The sequence below is a fragment of the Nocardia sp. NPDC051321 genome (genome assembly GCF_044455225.1).
GTDB lineage: Bacteria > Actinomycetota > Actinomycetes > Mycobacteriales > Mycobacteriaceae > Nocardia.
The window spans coordinates 101609-119100 of record NZ_JBITEM010000012.1; the positions used below are offsets into that span (position 1 = coordinate 101609).

12 protein-coding genes are annotated in these 17492 nt (G+C 68.7%); 9 read left to right on the forward strand and 3 right to left on the reverse strand.

Features of this window, described 5'->3' with window-relative positions:
• Nucleotides 1–4 precede the first annotated feature (4 nt).
• Nucleotides 5–1828, reverse strand: coding sequence for a hypothetical protein (locus ACIA8C_RS28280; protein ID WP_397139837.1), 1824 nt, complete (start codon nucleotides 1826–1828; stop codon nucleotides 5–7).
• Between the two features lie 556 nt (nucleotides 1829–2384).
• On the opposite strand from ACIA8C_RS28280, the gene smc reads away from it, so the two are divergent.
• A complete protein-coding gene (gene smc, locus ACIA8C_RS28285; RefSeq protein WP_397139839.1) occupies nucleotides 2385–6008 on the forward strand; it encodes a chromosome segregation protein SMC in 3624 nt (1207 codons plus the stop codon).
• Nucleotides 6009–6114: 106 nt separating this feature from the next.
• Here smc and ACIA8C_RS28290 read toward each other — a convergent pair whose 3' ends face one another.
• On the reverse strand, nucleotides 6115–6483 hold the full coding sequence (locus ACIA8C_RS28290; protein ID WP_397139841.1) for a hypothetical protein: 369 nt from the start codon (nucleotides 6481–6483) through the stop codon (nucleotides 6115–6117).
• Here ACIA8C_RS28290 and ACIA8C_RS28295 point away from each other — a divergent pair.
• Entirely contained in the window at nucleotides 6418–7008 is a 591-nt protein-coding gene (locus ACIA8C_RS28295; RefSeq protein ID WP_397139842.1) for a TetR/AcrR family transcriptional regulator, read from the forward strand. The two genes, ACIA8C_RS28290 and ACIA8C_RS28295, sit on opposite strands and share 66 nt — an antisense overlap.
• Nucleotides 7009–7245: 237 nt before the next feature.
• Here ACIA8C_RS28295 and ACIA8C_RS28300 read toward each other — a convergent pair whose 3' ends face one another.
• A complete protein-coding gene (locus ACIA8C_RS28300) occupies nucleotides 7246–7635 on the reverse strand; it encodes a DUF2237 family protein (protein WP_396992204.1) in 390 nt (129 codons plus the stop codon).
• A gap of 119 nt (nucleotides 7636–7754) precedes the next feature.
• Between ACIA8C_RS28300 and ftsY the strand changes: the two genes are divergently transcribed.
• The 7 genes from ftsY to ACIA8C_RS28335 all read left to right on the forward strand — a co-directional run bounded on the left by ftsY (nucleotide 7755) and on the right by ACIA8C_RS28335 (nucleotide 17450).
• A complete protein-coding gene (ftsY, locus tag ACIA8C_RS28305; RefSeq protein ID WP_397139844.1) occupies nucleotides 7755–9350 on the forward strand; it encodes a signal recognition particle-docking protein FtsY in 1596 nt (531 codons plus the stop codon).
• Between the two features lie 355 nt (nucleotides 9351–9705).
• A complete protein-coding gene (locus ACIA8C_RS28310) occupies nucleotides 9706–11085 on the forward strand; it encodes an ammonium transporter (RefSeq protein ID WP_397139846.1) in 1380 nt (459 codons plus the stop codon).
• A gap of 5 nt (nucleotides 11086–11090) precedes the next feature.
• Entirely contained in the window at nucleotides 11091–11429 is a 339-nt protein-coding gene (locus tag ACIA8C_RS28315) for a P-II family nitrogen regulator (RefSeq protein WP_040737447.1), read from the forward strand.
• Nucleotides 11430–11494: 65 nt separating this feature from the next.
• Nucleotides 11495–13975: a [protein-PII] uridylyltransferase gene (locus tag ACIA8C_RS28320; RefSeq protein ID WP_397139848.1), complete on the forward strand. Its 2481-nt coding sequence runs from the start codon at nucleotides 11495–11497 to the stop codon at nucleotides 13973–13975.
• A gap of 118 nt (nucleotides 13976–14093) precedes the next feature.
• The gene (locus ACIA8C_RS28325; protein WP_357378324.1) at nucleotides 14094–14408 is read left to right on the forward strand and encodes a hypothetical protein; all 315 of its coding nucleotides are present in this window, start codon (nucleotides 14094–14096) and stop codon (nucleotides 14406–14408) included.
• A gap of 183 nt (nucleotides 14409–14591) precedes the next feature.
• A complete protein-coding gene (gene ffh / locus ACIA8C_RS28330) occupies nucleotides 14592–16157 on the forward strand; it encodes a signal recognition particle protein (RefSeq protein ID WP_397139850.1) in 1566 nt (521 codons plus the stop codon).
• 198 nt (nucleotides 16158–16355) lie between these two features.
• Nucleotides 16356–17450 (forward strand): amidohydrolase family protein, encoded by a 1095-nt coding sequence (locus ACIA8C_RS28335; protein WP_397139852.1) that lies wholly within the window; start codon nucleotides 16356–16358, stop codon nucleotides 17448–17450.
• The last annotated feature ends 42 nt before the right edge of the window (nucleotides 17451–17492 follow it).

The following is a 17492-nucleotide window of genomic DNA, read 5'->3' on the forward strand; positions in this document are numbered from 1 at the left end:
CCGCCTACGGCCAAGGCGGCGTAGCGCTATGCGATGTCGCGTGGCGGCCCGAGCCCGCGGCATTCGGCGGCGGGCTCGACCGGCGGCGGCGTGCGGGCGGCGACTCGTCGTACTCGGCGGGCTGGTCGGTCCATGACCGGGGATAGTCGTCGGGCTGTTCGCGCGGAGCCTGCCGCTGACGTGGCATAGAGCGCTCGGGCCAGGACGGCTCGGATCGTTGCCGAGGCGGCGAAAGATGCTCGTATCGGCCCACTTCCGCGTAATCGTGCGGCACGGCCGAACTGCCTCTGCGCTGTCGTGGCAGCAATTCATCGGGGTCGCCGTGCCGCGAGTCATATTGCGGCTGTGCGGGTTCCCTGTGATACGCCCGCGACGGCTGCTCCGGCGCGGCGGGCGAGGGTTGCTCGAGTTGCGCCTGGATGGCATCGAGCCGGCGGCGTCGCGCCCAAGCGTCAGCCGGGTCCTCGTGCGGGGACTGTGCGGGTGCGGAATCGTCCTGGGCCCATTCATTTGCCGACCGTGACCGTCTGCGGCGCTCGAGCGGGGGCCGTGCGTTGTCGTCCCGGACCGGCCAATGCGGCGCGGGGTCCGCGTAGTGCGGTGCGGGCTCGTCCTCCCATACCGCCTGAGCCGGGGACTCATACGGTGATCGGGTAGGCCCGAAGTCTTCGTACGACGAGCGTGCCTGCGATTGCCACTGCGCGCGTGCAGGTTCTGGTTGATCGCGCGTCGGGGTGGCAGCGGCGTCCTCATACGGTGATCGAGTGGGTCCGAAGTCTTCGGGTGACCAGCGTGTTGGTGCGGCGGCAGACCAGTGCGCGGGGGCCAGTTCCTCGTGTGTTGACCGCGTCGGTTCGGGATCTTGGTGTCGGGATCTGGAGGGGGCGAGGGGATCTCGTCGTGCGCGTGCGAGTTCTGGTTCGTCGTATGGCGACCACGTCGGCTCCGCGTCTTCATGTCGGGATCTGGAGGGGGCGACCGGATCTTGCCGCGAGCGTGCGGGCGCAGTCGGGATCGGGGCCGACTCTTCGTCCCACAACGCGGCATTCCGCTGCTCGCGACGGGAGCGGTTGGACGGCAGCTCGTTTCGGTGCGACCGCGCCGAAACAGGCTTGTCGCGTCGAGGTGTGGGACGGGGGAGACCGGGTTGCATGATCGGGAGTTCGCGCGTTTCCTGAGTCGCGCTTACACCCTTCTCGCGATAGGTCGCCGGGATGTCGTGGGTGCGCAGCCAAGCGCCTGGGTCGTGGCGGCCGTGCCGATCCAGTTGGGGGACAACCTCTTCGAGCATTTCGAGGATCTCACCCTCGTCGTCGCCGAGGGCGGCGCGGATCTCGGCGAAGGTGTCGGGGTGGAAGACCCACATCCATTCGTAGGCGGGGTAGGTGCCACCCAGATCGTGGCCGTGGAAGACGAGGTCACCGGACCGCGCGATCTTCGCGCGCATCGACCAGCCCTCGGACTCGACCAGGAACTCGCGCGCTCCGGTGTGGGATTCCTCGTCGGCGCGGAGGATGGCCGGTATCCATCGGCTTTTGCGTTCGCGGCTATGGGTTTTGCCGCGGCCGTGCGCGCGACCTCCGCGCGCACGCGCCGGCTCGTCTTCCTCGTCGTCGTACTCGCGATAGTCGGTCAGCTTGACCTCGAACCACGCCGCACCGAGCCCGGCCGCCAACAACGCGCCCGCGATCGCGACCTCGACCCATTTGTCCGCCATCAAGGCACGCTTGCTGTTCTCACACGCGTACAGAAACAACAGACAGCCGAGCACGAGCGCGGCGATTCGGGCAAGCCGGAACGCCGTACTGGTCCCGGCTGGGGCTGGCATCCTGTGGCGCTCCAAACATTCCCGCTGGCGAATCAGACTGGATCGTATGCGGCGACGTCGCCGGGCGGCAGGGCGTGCGGCGAGTCCGTCGGTCTATTGGTGTAAAGGTTCCGCTGAGGTCTCGAGTTCGTTACCTGCGGGCGTCAACGCACCCTGCCTGGGCGCGCTATCGTCCTGCGTGTGGTGGGCGCGTCGGTCGCCGCGCCGGATCCGGTGCGGTAGACAGTAGGACGACGCGTCCGGCAAACCTCGGGCACATCGAAATACCCGATATCGCGGGCTGACTCGATAACCTACGTGTATCGCCGAAGCACCATACGGTCCGCGTTGGCCGTCCCGCGTCGGGGGTATTCGCCACTGGGCGGATACCATGGCTGGTCGCCGCGTCAGCTGACCAGGCAGAACACGGCGGCATGCGCGACGGGTAGGCGCGCGGAACCGGCGAAGGCCGCCCATCGGAACCGGTGACGTGCGCGTTCGGCCTGCCAGGAGGCAGCTCGCGTCACCACGGAGGGGCGGCGAAGGTCGCCGATCCAACACGGAAAGGTCGTCGAACTTGCATCTCAAGAGCCTGACGTTGAAGGGCTTCAAGTCCTTCGCGTCCGCGACGACGCTGCGGTTGGAGCCGGGTATCACGTGTGTGGTTGGTCCGAACGGGTCCGGCAAGTCCAACGTGGTCGACGCGTTGACCTGGGTCATGGGCGAGCAGGGCGCGAAGGCGCTGCGCGGCGGCAAGATGCAGGACGTGATCTTCGCGGGTACCGCGGGCCGCGCGCCGCTCGGCCGCGCCGAGGTCACCCTCACCATCGACAACTCCGACGGCGCGCTGCCGATCGACTACGCCGAGGTGTCGATCACCCGGCGGATGTTCCGTGACGGCGCCGGCGAATACGAGATCAACGGCAGCTCCTGCCGGCTGATGGATGTGCAGGAACTGCTCAGCGACTCCGGCATCGGCCGCGAGATGCACGTCATCGTCGGCCAGGGTCAGCTCTCGGCCATTCTGGAATCGCGCCCGGAGGATCGGCGCGCGTTCATCGAAGAGGCCGCCGGCGTGCTCAAGCACCGCAAGCGCAAAGAGAAGGCGGTCCGCAAGCTGGACGCCATGCAGGCCAACCTGGCTCGCCTCACCGACCTCACCACCGAACTGCGCCGCCAGCTCAAGCCGCTCGGCAGGCAGGCCGAGGTGGCTCGGCGCGCGCAGACCGTGCAGGCCGACCTGCGCGACGCGCGGATGCGCCTGGCCGCCGACGATCTGGTGACCCGCCGCGGCGAACTGGAGAGCCAGCAGAGCAAGGAAGCCTACGCCCGCGAGCAGCACATCACCGTGCAGAGCGAACTGGACGCCGCCAATGCCGCACTGGCGCAGCAGGAATTCCAGCTGTCCCGGCTGACGCCGAGCGCCGAGGCCGCCGCGCAGATCTGGTTCCAGCTGTCCGCGCTGGCCGAGCGGGTCAACGCGACCATCCGGATCGCGCAGGACCGCGCCCGGCATCTCGACACCGAAACCCCGGTCGGCAGCGGACGCGACCCGGAACAGCTGGAGGCCGAGGCCGAGCGGGTGGAGGCCGAGGAGGCCGAGCTGCGCGAGGCGGTCGAGATCGCCACCGAGACCCTCGAAGCGGCCAGGGACGCGCTGGCCGAACGCGAGCACGCCGCCAAGGCCGCCGAGCAGGCACACCTGGCCGCGGTGCGCGCGATCGCGGATCGCCGCGAAGGCGTGGCGCGGCTGGTCGGCAAGGTCGACACGCTGCGCACCAGGGCACAGTCTTTCGACGGCGAGATCGCCCGGCTGACCACCTCGATCGCCGACGCCAGGCAGCGCGGCGAGGCCGCGCAGGCCGAATTCGACACGGTGCAGACCGAACTCAGCGAACTCGACGCGGGCGAGGCAGGCCTGGACGCGCAGCACGAGCACGCGACGCAGGCGCTCGCGCTGGCCGATCAGCGGGTGACCGAACTGCGCGAACAGGATCGCGAGGCGAGCAAGCGGGTCGCGTCGCTGTCGGCGCGGATCGAGGCGCTCGGCATGGGACTCGCCCGCCGCGACGGTGCCGCCTGGTTGGTGGAGCATCGATCGCAGGGTCTGCTCGGACCGTTGTCCGGACTGTTGCGGGTGCACGGCGGGTTCGAGGCCGCGGTCGCCGCCGCGCTCGGTCCGCTCGCCGACGCCGTCGCGGCGGACACCGGTGAGTCGGCCCACGACGCCATCCGCGCGTTGAAAGACGCAGACGGCGGGCGGGCCGCGCTGGTATTCGGTGCCGAAAGTGGCGGCCGTCCGCAGCTCGGCCCGCTGCCAGGTGCCGCCCGCTGGCTCGCCGACGTGGTGGAGTGCCCGGACAGCGTGCGCGGCGCGATCACCGCGCTGACCGCGGGCATCGCCGTCGCCGACAACCTGGCCACGGCCAGGGCGGTGGTGGCGGCCCGGCCGGACCTGCGGGTGGTTACCCGCGAGGGCGACCTCACCGGAACCGGTTGGCTCCTCGGCGGATCCGACCGCGCGCCGAGCCAACTGGAGATCCAGGCCGACATCGACGGCGCCAAAACCGACCTGGTCGCGGCGCAGCGCCGGGCCGAGGAACTCGAGGCGGCACTGTCCGGCGCGCTCGCCGAGCAGGCCGATCGCAAGGAAGCCGTCGACCAGGCGCTGCTCGCGCTGCACGAATCCGATCAGTCCCTGGTCGCCATCTACGACCGGCTCGGCAGGCTCGGCCACACGGCCCGCACCGCGCAGGCCGACAGCGAGCGACTGCTCGCCCAGCGCACGGAAACCGAAGCGAGCCGGGAAGAATCGCTCACCTCGCTCGCCGAAATCGAAGACCGGCTGCGCAACGCCGAACTCGAACAGACCGAAATAGACTCCGACGGCACCTCCGCCGGCACCGAGACCGCGGGCCGCGAGCGCGAAGAGGCCGCCGCCGCGCTGGCCGAGGCGCGGTCGATGGAGGTGGAAGCTCGCCTTTCGGTGCGCACCGCCGAGGAACGCGCGGAATCGGTTCGTGGCAAGGCGGATTCGCTGCGCCGGGCCGCGCGCGCCGAACGCGAGACCCGCGCCCGCGCCGAACGCGCCCAGGCCTCGCGCAAGAAGGCGGCCGAAGTCGCTGCGGCAGTGGCGGAATCCGGTGCCCGCGTCTCCGCGGAGCTAGAAAAGGTGGTCGTCGAGGCGGGTGCCCGCCGCGACGACCTGGTCCGCCGCCGTGGTGAAGCCGCCGCCCAGGTGGAGCAGGTCAAGGAGCGGGTGCGCGTGCTGTCGACCCAACTGGCCCAGCTCACCGACGCGGTGCACCGCGACGAAGTGGCGAAAGCCCAAGCGGCGCTGCGCATCGAGCAGCTCGAGACGACCATCTCCGAGCAGTTCGGCATCGCGCTCAGCGACCTGATCGCCGAGTACGGCCCCGACGTGCCGCTGCCGCCGACCGACCTGGAATGGCAGGAGTACGAGCAGGCCAAGGATCGCGGCGAACAGGTCACCGCGCCCGCGCCGATGCCCTACGACCGGCCGACCCAGGAACGCCGCGCCAAACGCGCCGAGAAGGACCTCACCACCCTCGGCAAGGTGAATCCCCTTGCGCTGGAAGAGTTCGCCGCGCTCGAGGAGCGCTACAACTTCCTCGCCACCCAGCTCGAGGACGTCAAGAGCGCGCGCAAGGACCTGCTGGACGTGGTCGCCGAGGTGGACGCCAGGATCCTGCAGGTATTCACCGAGGCATGGGAGGACGTCGAGCGCGAGTTCGTCGGCGTCTTCGCCAAGCTGTTCCCCGGCGGCGAGGGCAGGCTGATCCTCACCGACCCGTCCGACATGCTCACCACCGGCATCGAGGTGGAGGCGCGGCCGCCGGGCAAGAAGGTCAAGCGGCTGTCGCTGCTGTCCGGCGGCGAGAAGTCGCTCACCGCGGTGGCCTTGCTGGTGGCCATCTTCCGCGCCCGCCCGTCCCCGTTCTATGTGATGGACGAGGTCGAGGCCGCGCTCGACGACACCAACCTGCGCCGCCTGATCGGCCTGTTCGAGCAGCTGCGCGAGAAGAGTCAGCTGATCGTCATCACCCACCAGAAGCCGACCATGGAGATCGCCGACGCCCTCTACGGCGTGAGCATGCGCGGCGACGGCATCACCCAGGTCATCTCGCAGCGCTTGCGCGGCCAGAACGTGGCCCCGACCCCGGTAGGCGCCGCCAGCTGAGCCGCACACCCGCACAGGGTGAGCTCCGCCGCACCATTTTTGACCTGCCGCACCGAAATTCGCATGCGATTCCCGGTGCGGGAAGCTGGAAGGTGTGCGGGTGGTGTCAGTGCGTTGCGCTGACCTGGTCGTTGTCCAGCAACGACTTGATCTGGGCGGCACCGGTTTCGGTGAGCCAGGTGTCGAAGGTGCGCAGGCCGGGGTGGATTTCACGGATGGCGGCGATGTCGGCGCGCCAACCGCCGGTCGTGCGCATCAGGCGCCAGGCGTGCACGATCGAGTCGCCGAGTTCGGCGGCGGCCGCCTCGCCGAGTTCCTGGTAGCGGACCGGGTGGCCGGTAGCCTTGGTGATCGCCTCGACCGCGCTGGCTGGAGTCAGGGCATCGCCCGCGAGTTCGAGCGTCTTGCCATGCCAGCGATCCGAGCGGTTATCCAGCAGCGCGTCGACCGGCTGGCCAAGCTGGCCGCCGACCACCTCGACGCGCCGGATCCCGGTGCCGCGTTCTTCGGTTTCTGTACCGAGGTGGTGGCGTCGTCGACGCCCGGCAACGAGGCACTGTGCGAACTGATGCAATCCGACGACGGCTGGCCGCGCGCCTTGCTGATGGGCGCGGGGGCGCGCTTCCAGCGGGCCTTGGGCGCGCTACTGCTGGCCGCGCAGCGTCAGGGCGCGGTGCGCACCGATATCGAGGTGTCCGATGTGCTGGCCATCTTCACCGGATGCGTTGCCATCCAACGTCTTCAGCAGTCCAAAGGGCAGATCGACCGCACTGCCGCGATCGTTCTCGACGCCATGCGCGCCACGCCGGGCCTAACGAATCCTGTCGCGGGAGCCAACCCGCGTAACGAATGGCCGGAACGTAACGAAACCGGCGAGCAGCACTGCCCCATCTGCGACACGAGGGTTCGGCACACCGGAACCGGTCGTCGCCCGCGCTACTGCTCGGCGGCCTGCCGCCAGAAAGCGCACCGTCAGCGGGCTGCCGTCCGGCGGGCATGATCGGTTTACAACTGCCACACCCCCTGGCACCCACGGTGGGCGCAAATGCTAAGGGACGTGCAAATTCACGGCAACGAGTCCGGCGGCGGAGTGATTTGAATCGCATTGTGCGAGGACGAGATCGGATGGCGCAAAAGCGACGGGGGTCGGAACTGGACGGGGCACGGACGGGTCGAGCGGACAGGGCCGGTCGGCAGCCGCGGCTCGTGCCACGGGCTGCCGCCGGGGATGGGTGTCTTACAACAGGTCGCTGACGTCGTTGGGGACGTCGACGGCGTATTTGCGGAGGATGTCCATCGAGATCACTTCCAGGGCGTTTTCGTGCGTTGCGGCCAGCACTACGGGTGCGGCGACACCGTCCTCATGCGCGTGCAGCCATCGCACGGCCACCACGCACCACCGGTCTCCTGGTTGTAGGCCCGGGAAGTTGTTCTCCGGGCGCGGCGTACTGAGATCGTTGCCGATGGACGCCTGATGTTCCAGGAATTCGGCCGTGACGACGGTGCACACGGTGTGGCTACCGAGATCCTCCGGCCCGGTGCTGCAGCAGCCGTCCCGGTAGAAGCCGGTGAGAGGATCGGCGCCGCACTCTTCCAGCGGCCCCCCAAGCACGTTTCGATCGGTCACGTCGCCGATCCTATTGCCACCGTGCGAGAAGTTCCGCAGGACAAGAAATCTCGGGGGTTGTGTCTCGGCCCCGGGGCGGCGTGGTAAAGCAGGTCGCCTCGTTCTGCAAGGATGGGCGCGTGAGTTCCGAAGCCTGGATCCTGATCGCCGTCGTCGCCGCCTTGCTGCTGGTGGTGCTTGTTGTCGGATTTGTCCGGTACAAGCGCTCCCGGGTCTCGCTGACGCCGCCGCCCGCCGACAAAGAGCTGACCGACAAGTCCGGTGGTTACTCGGCGTCGGGTGGTTTCAGCTTCAGTCAGGGCGGCACCGCGACCAAGGAGCCGCAGCCGGTCGAGCGGACCGACACCGACGGTCAGCCGCACGTCGGTGACGACGCGGCCATCCCGCGTGACGCGCCGAAGCGCGGCATCACGAATGTCGCGCTGCCGGAGACCGACGTCGTCGAGGCGCCGGACACCGAACCCAGCACGGACGTGGCGGGCGCGCCGACGGGAACGGACGCGGGGTCCGTAGAGACGGGTACGACTACCCCGGCTGAATCCGGCACCGCATCCGCCGAATCCGGCACCGCGCCCGCCGAATCCGGCACTGCATCCGCCGAGGCGGAGAGTGCGTCTACTGAATCGACCTCGGCCGAGACGGGCACAGCTCCCACCACGACGGATGCGCCTCAGACGGGCGCAGCCCCGGCCGGAGCATCCGCACCGCTGAGCGGAACGGATGCGGCCCCGCCCGCAACGGCCGCCCCCGACACCGCAGCCGGCGCCGAAGCCCCCATCCCCCTCGAAGACATCGACCCCACCGCGGGCCGCCTCGTCCGCCTGCGCGGCCGCCTGTCCCGTTCCCAGAACGCGGTCGGCAAGAGCCTGCTGGGCCTGCTCGGCGGCGGCGACCTCGACGACGACTCCTGGGAAGAGGTAGAGGACACCCTGGTGCTCGCCGACCTCGGCACCGCGAGCACCGCCGCCGTGGTCAAGCGGCTGCGCGAGGAGATGGCCTCGCGCAGCGTGCGCACCACCGACGACGCCCGCGCGGTCCTGCGCGACGTGCTGATCGAGGCGCTGCGCCCCGAGCTCGACCGCTCGATCCGCGCACTGCCGCACGCCGACCACCCGTCGATCCTGCTCGTCGTCGGCGTCAACGGCACTGGAAAGACCACCACCACCGGCAAACTCGCCCGCGTGCTCGTCGCCGACGGCCGCCGCGTGCTGCTCGGCGCGGCCGACACCTTCCGTGCCGCCGCCGCCGACCAGCTGCAGACCTGGGGTGAGCGGGTCGGCGCCGACACCATCCGGGGCAAGGAATCCGCCGACCCGGCCGCCGTCGCGTTCGACGCGGTGAGCGCGGGCATCGACCGCGGCGTCGACGTGGTGATGATCGATACCGCGGGCCGCCTGCACACCAAGACCGGCCTGATGGACGAGCTCGGCAAGGTCAAGCGGGTGGTGGAGAAGAAGGCCGCCGTCGACGAGGTGCTGCTGGTGCTCGACGCCACCGTCGGCCAGAACGGCCTGATGCAGGCGCGGGTGTTCGCCGAGGTGGTCGACATCACCGGCGTGGTCCTCACCAAGCTCGACGGAACGGCCAAGGGCGGCATCGTCTTCCAGGTCCAGCACGAACTCGGCGTCCCGGTAAAACTGGTCGGCCTAGGCGAGGGCGCCGACGACCTCGCCCCCTTCGAACCCGGCGCCTTCGTAGACGCACTACTCGGCTAGCCCGAACGCCGGTCGGGTCGGGGATATTCGTATTAGATGGGACGAATTGGCGAGCTAATCCAGCGCGCCCCGGAATTCGACTCGGCAACCGTTGTGTTTGCGGTGAAACGCACCGCAAACGGAATGTTTGCTAGCTCTACTCGCCGGTAACCGTCTATCCCTTTTGTCCGGAGCTAGCCGCCGGTCCGCCCGGAAACTCGGGGCGTAAGCCGCGAAACGTGGAAGCAACACAACTGGCCTATCCGTTCACGCAGGCGAAACACGCCAGCTCTGTGGATGAAACACCAAGTGAGCACCCTTCTGTGCAGGTCCATTTGCCGGAGTCGGCAGGGCCCGAGATGAGGAGGACTTCAAGGTGGCTTTTCCCCTTACCGGTGCACCGGACACTGGTGACACCGCATGGATGCTGGCGAGTTCAGCGCTTGTGTTGTTGATGACGCCCGGTCTGGCATTTTTCTACGGCGGCATGGTCCGTTCGAAGAACGTGCTGAACATGATCATGATGAGTGTCAGTGCCATGGGATTGATCGGCGTCCTATGGTCGCTGTACGGATACTCGACGGCATTCGGCGACAACAAGTTCGGCGTGATCGGTGACCCCGCGCAGTTCTTCGGACTGAAGGGTCTGATCGGCGGCAACTCGGTAGCCGAGGTCAAGGACGCCAGCGGCGCGGTGACCACCGCGGCGACGAACATTCCCCTCGCGGGCACCATTCCGATGAGTGTGTTCGTCGCCTTCCAGCTGATGTTCGCCATCATCACGGTTGCCCTCATCTCGGGCGCGGTCGCCGACCGCCTCAAGTTCGGCTCCTGGCTGCTCTTCGCGGGCATCTGGGCCACGGTGGTCTACTTCCCGGTCGCGCACTGGGTCTTCGACTTCGACGTGAAGGACGCAAACGGCACCGTCGTGCACGAGGGCGGCTGGATCGCCAACAAGCTGCTCGCGGTCGACTTCGCCGGTGGCACCGCGGTGCACATCAACGCCGGTGCGGCCGGTCTCGCGCTGGTGCTCGTCCTCGGCAAGCGCAAGGGCTGGCCGACCACCGCGTTCCGCCCGCACAACCTGCCGTTCGTCATGCTCGGCGCCGGTCTGCTGTGGTTCGGCTGGTTCGGCTTCAACGCGGGTTCCGCGGTGAGCTCGGGCGGCCTGGCCGGTTCGACCTTCCTCACCACCACCTTCGCAACCTGCGCGGGCATGCTCGGCTGGCTGCTGGTGGAGAAGTTCCGGGACGGCAAGCCGACCTCGCTCGGCGCGGCCTCTGGTGTCGTGGCCGGTCTGGTCGCCATCACCCCGTCCTGCTCCTCGGTTAACGTGCTCGGCGCGCTGATCATCGGTGCGGTCGCCGGCGCGCTGTGCGCCCTGGCGGTCGGCCTGAAGTTCAAGTTCGGCTTCGACGACTCGCTCGACGTGGTCGGCGTGCATCTGGTCGGCGGCATCGTCGGCACCCTGATGGTCGGCCTGGTCGCCGCGCCGGAGGCGGGCGCGGGCAAGACCGGCCTGTTCTACGGCGGCGGCATCGATCAGCTGTGGCGGCAGGCGGTGGGTGCCGGTGCGGTACTTGCCTTCTCCTTCATCGCCAGCCTGATCATTGCCTATATCGTGAAGTTCACCATTGGGCTGCGAGTCAGCGACGAGGCCGAGGCGGTGGGCTTGGACGAGTCCGAGCACGCGGAAACCGCCTACGATTTCGCCGCGCTGGGCAGCACGGCACGTTCGGCCGTCAAGGAGGCATGACGAACATGAAACTGATCACCGCAATCGTCAAACCGTTCACACTCGAGGACGTCAAAACCGGGCTCGAGCAGGCGGGCGTGCTCGGCATGACTGTCAGCGAAGTGCAGGGTTACGGCCGTCAGAAGGGGCACACCGAGGTCTACCGCGGTGCCGAGTACTCCGTGGATTTCGTGCCCAAGGTTCGGGTCGAGGTGGTCGTCGACGACGCGTCCGTGGACAAGGTCGTCGAGGTGATCGTCGAGGCCTCCCGCACCGGCAAGATCGGTGACGGCAAGGTCTGGGTGACTCCGGTCGACACGATCATCCGGGTGCGGACCGGCGAACGCGGTACCGACGCTCTGTAACGAAGATCGATCGAGTGGCGGCCCCGCCTCCCACCGGAGCACCGGTCGGAGCGGGGCCGCGGCGTATGGATGGGTGGTGGGTTGTGGGTAGTAACGAGCACAACGGCAGAGCGGCCAACGGCGGCAAGGTATCCAATGGCGCGGCCGATCTGGTCCGCGCGAGAACCCAACTGCTCGACGGCGGTATGCCGCGCAACCCACGACTCGACGCGGAGTCCTTACGACAGGCCTTGGTAGACCTCTACGAGCTGTGGCTCACCAGCAAGGGCACCGAACTCGGCATCACCAAGGACAGCGGCCTCGCCGTCGTCGCCGTCGGCGGCCTCGGTCGCCGGGAGATGCTGCCGTACTCCGATCTCGACCTGGTGCTGCTGCACGACGACGTCGACCCGGCCCGGGTCGCCGAGGTCGCCGACCAGCTCTGGTACCCGCTGTGGGACGCCCACATCAAGCTCGACCACAGCGTGCGGACCGTCCCGCAGGCGCTGCGGGTGGCCGCCGACGATCTGATCGCCGCGCTCGGCATGCTCGAGGCCAGGCACATCGTCGGCGATCACGACCTGAGCAATCTGCTGATCGGCGGGGTGCGCCGGGAGTGGCGCACCGGCATCCGTTCCCGGTTCGACGAGCTGATCGCCCAGGCCGAGGCGCGCTGGCAGCGCAGCGGCGAGATCGCGCATCGCGCCGAACCCGATCTGAAGAACGGGCGCGGCGGCCTGCGCGACATCCAGCTGCTCGATGCCCTCGCCATCGCCCAATTGACCGATGCCATGCCAGGACTCGGCCCGGACGTGCCGGGAGGTGGCCTGCGACAAGCACATCGACGTTTGCTGGACGTTCGCACTGAGCTGCACCGGGTGGCCGGTCGAGCCCGTGACCAGCTGCGAGCCCAGGATGCCGACGAGATCGGGGCGGCACTGCGGATCGGCGACCGCTTCGATCTTGCCCGCACCCTGAGCGATTCCGCGCGGACGGTGAGCTACTCGGTGGATGTCGGATTGCGTACCGCGGCAAACGCTTTGCCGCGGCGCGGGCTGGCCCGCCTCCGCCGGATGCCCGTGCGCCGACCGCTCGATGAGGGGGTGGTCGAGCACGCGGGGGAGGTGGTGCTGGCCAGGGACGCGCGGCCGCAGCGCGACCCCGGCCTCATCCTGCGGGTGGCGGCCGCGTCCGCGCAGACCGGCCTGCCGATGTCGGCCACCACCCTCAACCGGCTATCCGAAGACGCGCCAGAGCTACGCGAACCGTGGCCCAAGGACGCGCTCAACGACCTGCTCGTGCTGCTCGGCGCGGGGCGCGGCGCCATCGACGCGATCGAGGCGCTCGATCGAACGGGCTTGTGGGGCAGGCTACTTCCGGAATGGGGAGCCGTGCGGGATCTGCCGCCGCGCGACGCACTGCACACCTGGACCGTCGATCGGCATCTGATGGAGACGGTGTCCTACGCGAGCGCGATGAGCACCAGGGTCGCGCGGCCGGATCTGCTCGCCCTTGGCGCGCTGCTGCACGACATCGGCAAGGGGCGCACGGGCGACCACAGCGTCGTCGGTGCCGAACTGGCCACCCACATCGGCCGCCGCCTCGGCCTGTGGCCGTCCGACGTGCGCACCCTCAGCGCCATCGTGCGCCACCACCTGCTGCTCCCCGACACCGCGACCCGCCGCGACCTGGCCGACCCCGGCACCGTCCAGCACGTCGTCGACGCGCTCGGCGGCGATCCCGAACTTCTCGAACTGCTGCACAGCCTGGCCGAGGCGGATTCGCTGGCCACCGGCCCCGGCGTGTGGGGCGACTGGAAAGCCTCGCTGATCGGCGACCTCGTCCGGCGCTGCCGCCTGGTCATGGCGGGCGGCGAGCTGCCGACGCCGGAACCGATCGCACCGGAACTGGTCGAGAAGGCCAAGGCGGGCGGCGTGCACGTCGAGCTGAAGCCGGGGGAGGGCAAGTACACCTACACGGTCACCGTGATCGCGCCGGACAGCGCAGGCCTGCTCTCCGATGCCGCCGGGGTGCTCGCACTGCACTCGCTGCGGGTGCTCTCGGCCTCGCTCGGCGTCGAAGGTGATTCCGCCATCGACACTTTCGTGGTGACCCCGAAGTTCGGTGACCCGCCGGATGCCGGACTGTTGCGTCAGGAACTGATCCGCGCCATCGCCGGTGACCTGAACGTTCCCGCCGTACTCACGAAACGCGAAGGCGAGGCGGGTGGCCTCGGGCCGAGCCAATACGCGCAGGCGCAGCCCCGGGTGCTCTGGTCGGGTACCTCGGTGCCGGGGCAAGTGCTGCTGGAACTGCGGGCCGAGGACCGGATCGGTGTGCTGAGCAGACTGGCGGCCGCCTTGGCGGGCTGCGGTGCCGACGTCCGCTGGGCGAAGGTGGTCACCATGGGTTCCGCGGTCGTCGACACCTTCTGTCTCGACCTCGGTGCCGCGGACAGCCCGGACCGCAGGACCGACATCGAAAAGGCGATCCTGGCCGTCGTCCCGCGCCCGGCGCCGAAGAAGCCCTCGGACGGCATGCCGGGGCCGGAGATCATCGGGTCCTGACCTTCGCTACCAAGTAACCAATCTGTTGCACATGATTTGCTGGAACCCATATCTCGAGGCTCCCTCACGTTCTAGTATCAGAGCGTCTGGCTATCGCTAGCATGAGGGGAGCACGTCGGTGGCAATTGAAGTTGTTTCGGCGTCGATGATGACGAGCGACGAAACCACGCATATGGCGCGGTGCGTCGGCGGGGATCGCTGGGTTGTTTCCTGGCTACCGGGTCGGACATTGACCGGACAGCAGGCTGTGACCGCCATGACCATCGCCTCCACGGTCGCCAACTCACGCATCCCCACCACCACGGAATGGGCCATCCTCGACGACCTGGCATTGGAGCTGGGCTTGACCGCCCGCGAGGCGGTGTACATGGTGGCCAAGGAAAATCACGACTACCGCAAGACCGCCAAACCGCGTCGCCGTTCGCTCGAATAAGACCTGTTGTCAGCGTGGGAAATACGGCGACCGGGAAGCGAAATGCCCCGGTCGCTTTCTCGCGCGTTCCGCAGGGGGCGCTTGCTAGCCGCGAATGGGCGAGGCCGCCCCGTGCACAGACATGTCGGCTATCCCATTACCCTGGGAGGCAATTGACGTCCCCCGAGATCAGGAGCGCGATCGGTGTTCGAATCCCTGTCCGACCGGCTTACCGGTGCCCTCAAGGATCTGCGTGGTAAGGGGCGTCTGTCACCGGCCGACATCGACGCCACCTGTCGTGAGATCCGGCTTGCCCTACTCGAGGCCGACGTCGCGCTGCCGGTGGTGCGCGGTTTCATCGCCCGAATCAAGGAGCGCGCCAAGGGCGCCGAGGTCTCCGCGGCGCTGAATCCAGCGCAGCAGGTTGTCAAGATCGTCAACGAGGAACTCGTCGGGATCCTCGGCGGCGAGACCCGCAGGCTCACCCTGGCCAAGAACCCGCCGACCGTGATCATGCTCGCCGGTCTGCAGGGTGCCGGTAAGACGACCCTCGCGGGCAAGCTCGCCAAATGGCTGAAGGGACAAGGACATCAGCCGTTGCTGGTGGCCTGTGACCTGCAGCGTCCCGGCGCGGTCACCCAGCTGCAGGTGGTCGGCGAGCGCGCGGGCGTGCCCGTGTTCGCGCCGCACGGCGGCACCTCCATCGGCGGCGGCGAGAACGCGCTCGGCGTCAGCGCCGCCGACCCGGTCGAGGTCGCCCGCGGCGGTATCGAAGAGGCTCGCGCCAAGCAGTACGACGTGGTCATCGTCGACACCGCGGGTCGTCTCGGCATCGACGAAGAACTGATGCGGCAGGCCGCGGGCATCCGCGACGCCGTGCAGCCGGACGAGACGCTGTTCGTGCTCGACGCGATGATCGGTCAGGACGCGGTCGCCACCGCCCAGGCTTTCCGCGACGGCGTCGGCTTCACCGGCGTCGTGCTCACCAAGCTCGACGGCGACGCCCGCGGTGGTGCGGCGCTGTCGGTGCGCGAGGTGACCGGCGCGCCGATCATGTTCGCCTCCACCGGTGAGAAGCTCGAAGACTTCGACGTCTTCCATCCGGACCGGATGGCCAGCCGCATCCTCGGCATGGGCGACGTACTCAGCCTGATCGAGCAGGCCGAGCAGATCTACGACCAGGAACAGGCCGAGGAAGCCGCCCGCAAGATCGGCAGCGGCGAGATGACGCTCGAGGACTTCCTCGATCAGATGCTCGCCATCCGCAAGATGGGCCCCATCGGCAACCTGCTCGGCATGCTGCCCGGCGCGGGCCAGATGAAGGACGCCCTCGCCGCCGTCGACGACAAGTCGCTGGACCGGGTGCAGGCCATCATCCGCGGCATGACCCCCGCCGAACGAGACAATCCGAAGATCATCAACGCCTCCCGCCGCCTGCGCATCGCCAACGGCTCCGGCGTCCAGGTCTCCGAGGTCAACCAGCTCGTCGACCGGTTCTTCGAGGCCAAGAAGATGATGGCCATGATGGGCCGCCAAATGGGCATGCCCGGCTCCCGCCGCGGCAACAACAAAAAAGGCAAGAAGGGCAAGAAGGGCGGCCGCGGGCCGACACCGCCGAAGGTGCGCGGTGGTCTGCCCGGCATGCCCGCGGGCATGCCGGGTCTCCCCGCCGGAATGCCGGACATCTCGAACATGCCCGCCGGCCTGGACCAGTTGCCTCCCGGCCTCGAAGGTTTCGACATCTCCAAGCTCAAGTTCCCCAAGAAGTAGTCCCACCGCGCGGGATCTGTTGCGCCGCGCACGAATTCGCTAGCTGTTTCGTGCGCGGCGGGAGAATCGGTGCGCGGCATCGTGCTGGCCGCAAGCTTGCCGCGTCGGGCGCAACTACCTCGGCCGGGCCTGGCGCGTGACCGGCCGCTGGCGTGGACGTTAAGTTGGAGGGCAGCCGACGACGTCCAGGAGGTTGCTATGCATCTGCGAGGTGTGGTTCTCCCCGGTGCGGAAGTCCGCGACCTGTGGGTGCGGGATGGGCTGGTGTCGTTCGAGCCGGTTCCTGGGGCCGAAACACTATGTCGCACAGGGTGGATCGTGCCGGGACTGGTCGACGCGCATTGCCATGTCGGGATCCGGTACGGCGGGGGAGATGAGGATCGGGACGGCGCCATAGCGCAGGCCGAAACCGAACGTGATGTAGGTGCGCTGCTCTTGCGCGACGCCGGGTCGCCCATCGACACCCGGTTCATCGACGATCACGCGGAACTGCCCAGGATCATCCGTGCGGGCCGGCATATCGCCCGCCCCCGGCGCTACATCCGCGAGCTCGGCATCGAACTCGACGACGAACGCGATCTGCCGGAGATCGTCGCCGAGCAGGCCCGCTTCGGGGACGGGTGGGTGAAGATCGTCGGTGATTGGATCGACCGCTCCGTCGGCGACCTGCGGCCGCTCTGGAGCGACGCCATCCTCAAGGAGGCCATCGACGCCGCGCACGCCAACGGCGCCAGGGTCACCGCGCACGTCTTCGGCGAGGACGCGCTCCCCGGCCTGATCGAGGCGGGCATCGACTGCCTCGAACACGGCACCGGCCTCACCGACGACACCATCGAGATGATGGCCGACCACGGCACCGCCCTCGTGCCCACCCTGGTCAACATCGACACCTTCCCCGAAATCGCCGACAGCGCAGGCAAATTCCCCACCTACGCCGCGCACATGCGCGACCTGCACCGCCGCGTCCGCAGCACGGTCGCCAACGCCCATGACGCGGACATCCCCATCTTCGCGGGCACCGACGCGGGTGGCTCCATCCGGCACGGCCGCATCGCCGACGAAATCACCGCCCTATCCGGCGCGGGACTGTCCGCCCACGACGCACTCGGCGCCGCCTCCTGGAACGCCCGAACCTGGCTCGGCCGCCCCAGCATCGAACCCGGCGCCCCCGCGGATTTCGTTGTCTACCAAGAAGACCCACGCACCAACCCGGAGGTTCTGAACTCTCCATACGCCGTAGTCCTGCGCGGCCGCCGCTACGCCCACCGCGACCCCGTCACGGGCCACCGTTAGCGCGAATTTGCCTACGGTGGTGCGCGGGGGTGGGGGAGCGGG

Coding starts and splice junctions, on each gene's coding strand:
- ACIA8C_RS28320 (WP_397139848.1), top strand. CDS start 11,495: ATGGATGGGTGGTGGGTTGTGGGTAGTAACGAGCACAACGGCAGAGCG.
- ACIA8C_RS28335 (WP_397139852.1), top strand. CDS start 16,356: ATGCATCTGCGAGGTGTGGTTCTCCCCGGTGCGGAAGTCCGCGACCTG.
- ACIA8C_RS28280 (WP_397139837.1), bottom strand. CDS start 1,828: ATGCCAGCCCCAGCCGGGACCAGTACGGCGTTCCGGCTTGCCCGAATC.
- ACIA8C_RS28315 (WP_040737447.1), top strand. CDS start 11,091: ATGAAACTGATCACCGCAATCGTCAAACCGTTCACACTCGAGGACGTC.
- ACIA8C_RS28295 (WP_397139842.1), top strand. CDS start 6,418: ATGCCAGCGATCCGAGCGGTTATCCAGCAGCGCGTCGACCGGCTGGCC.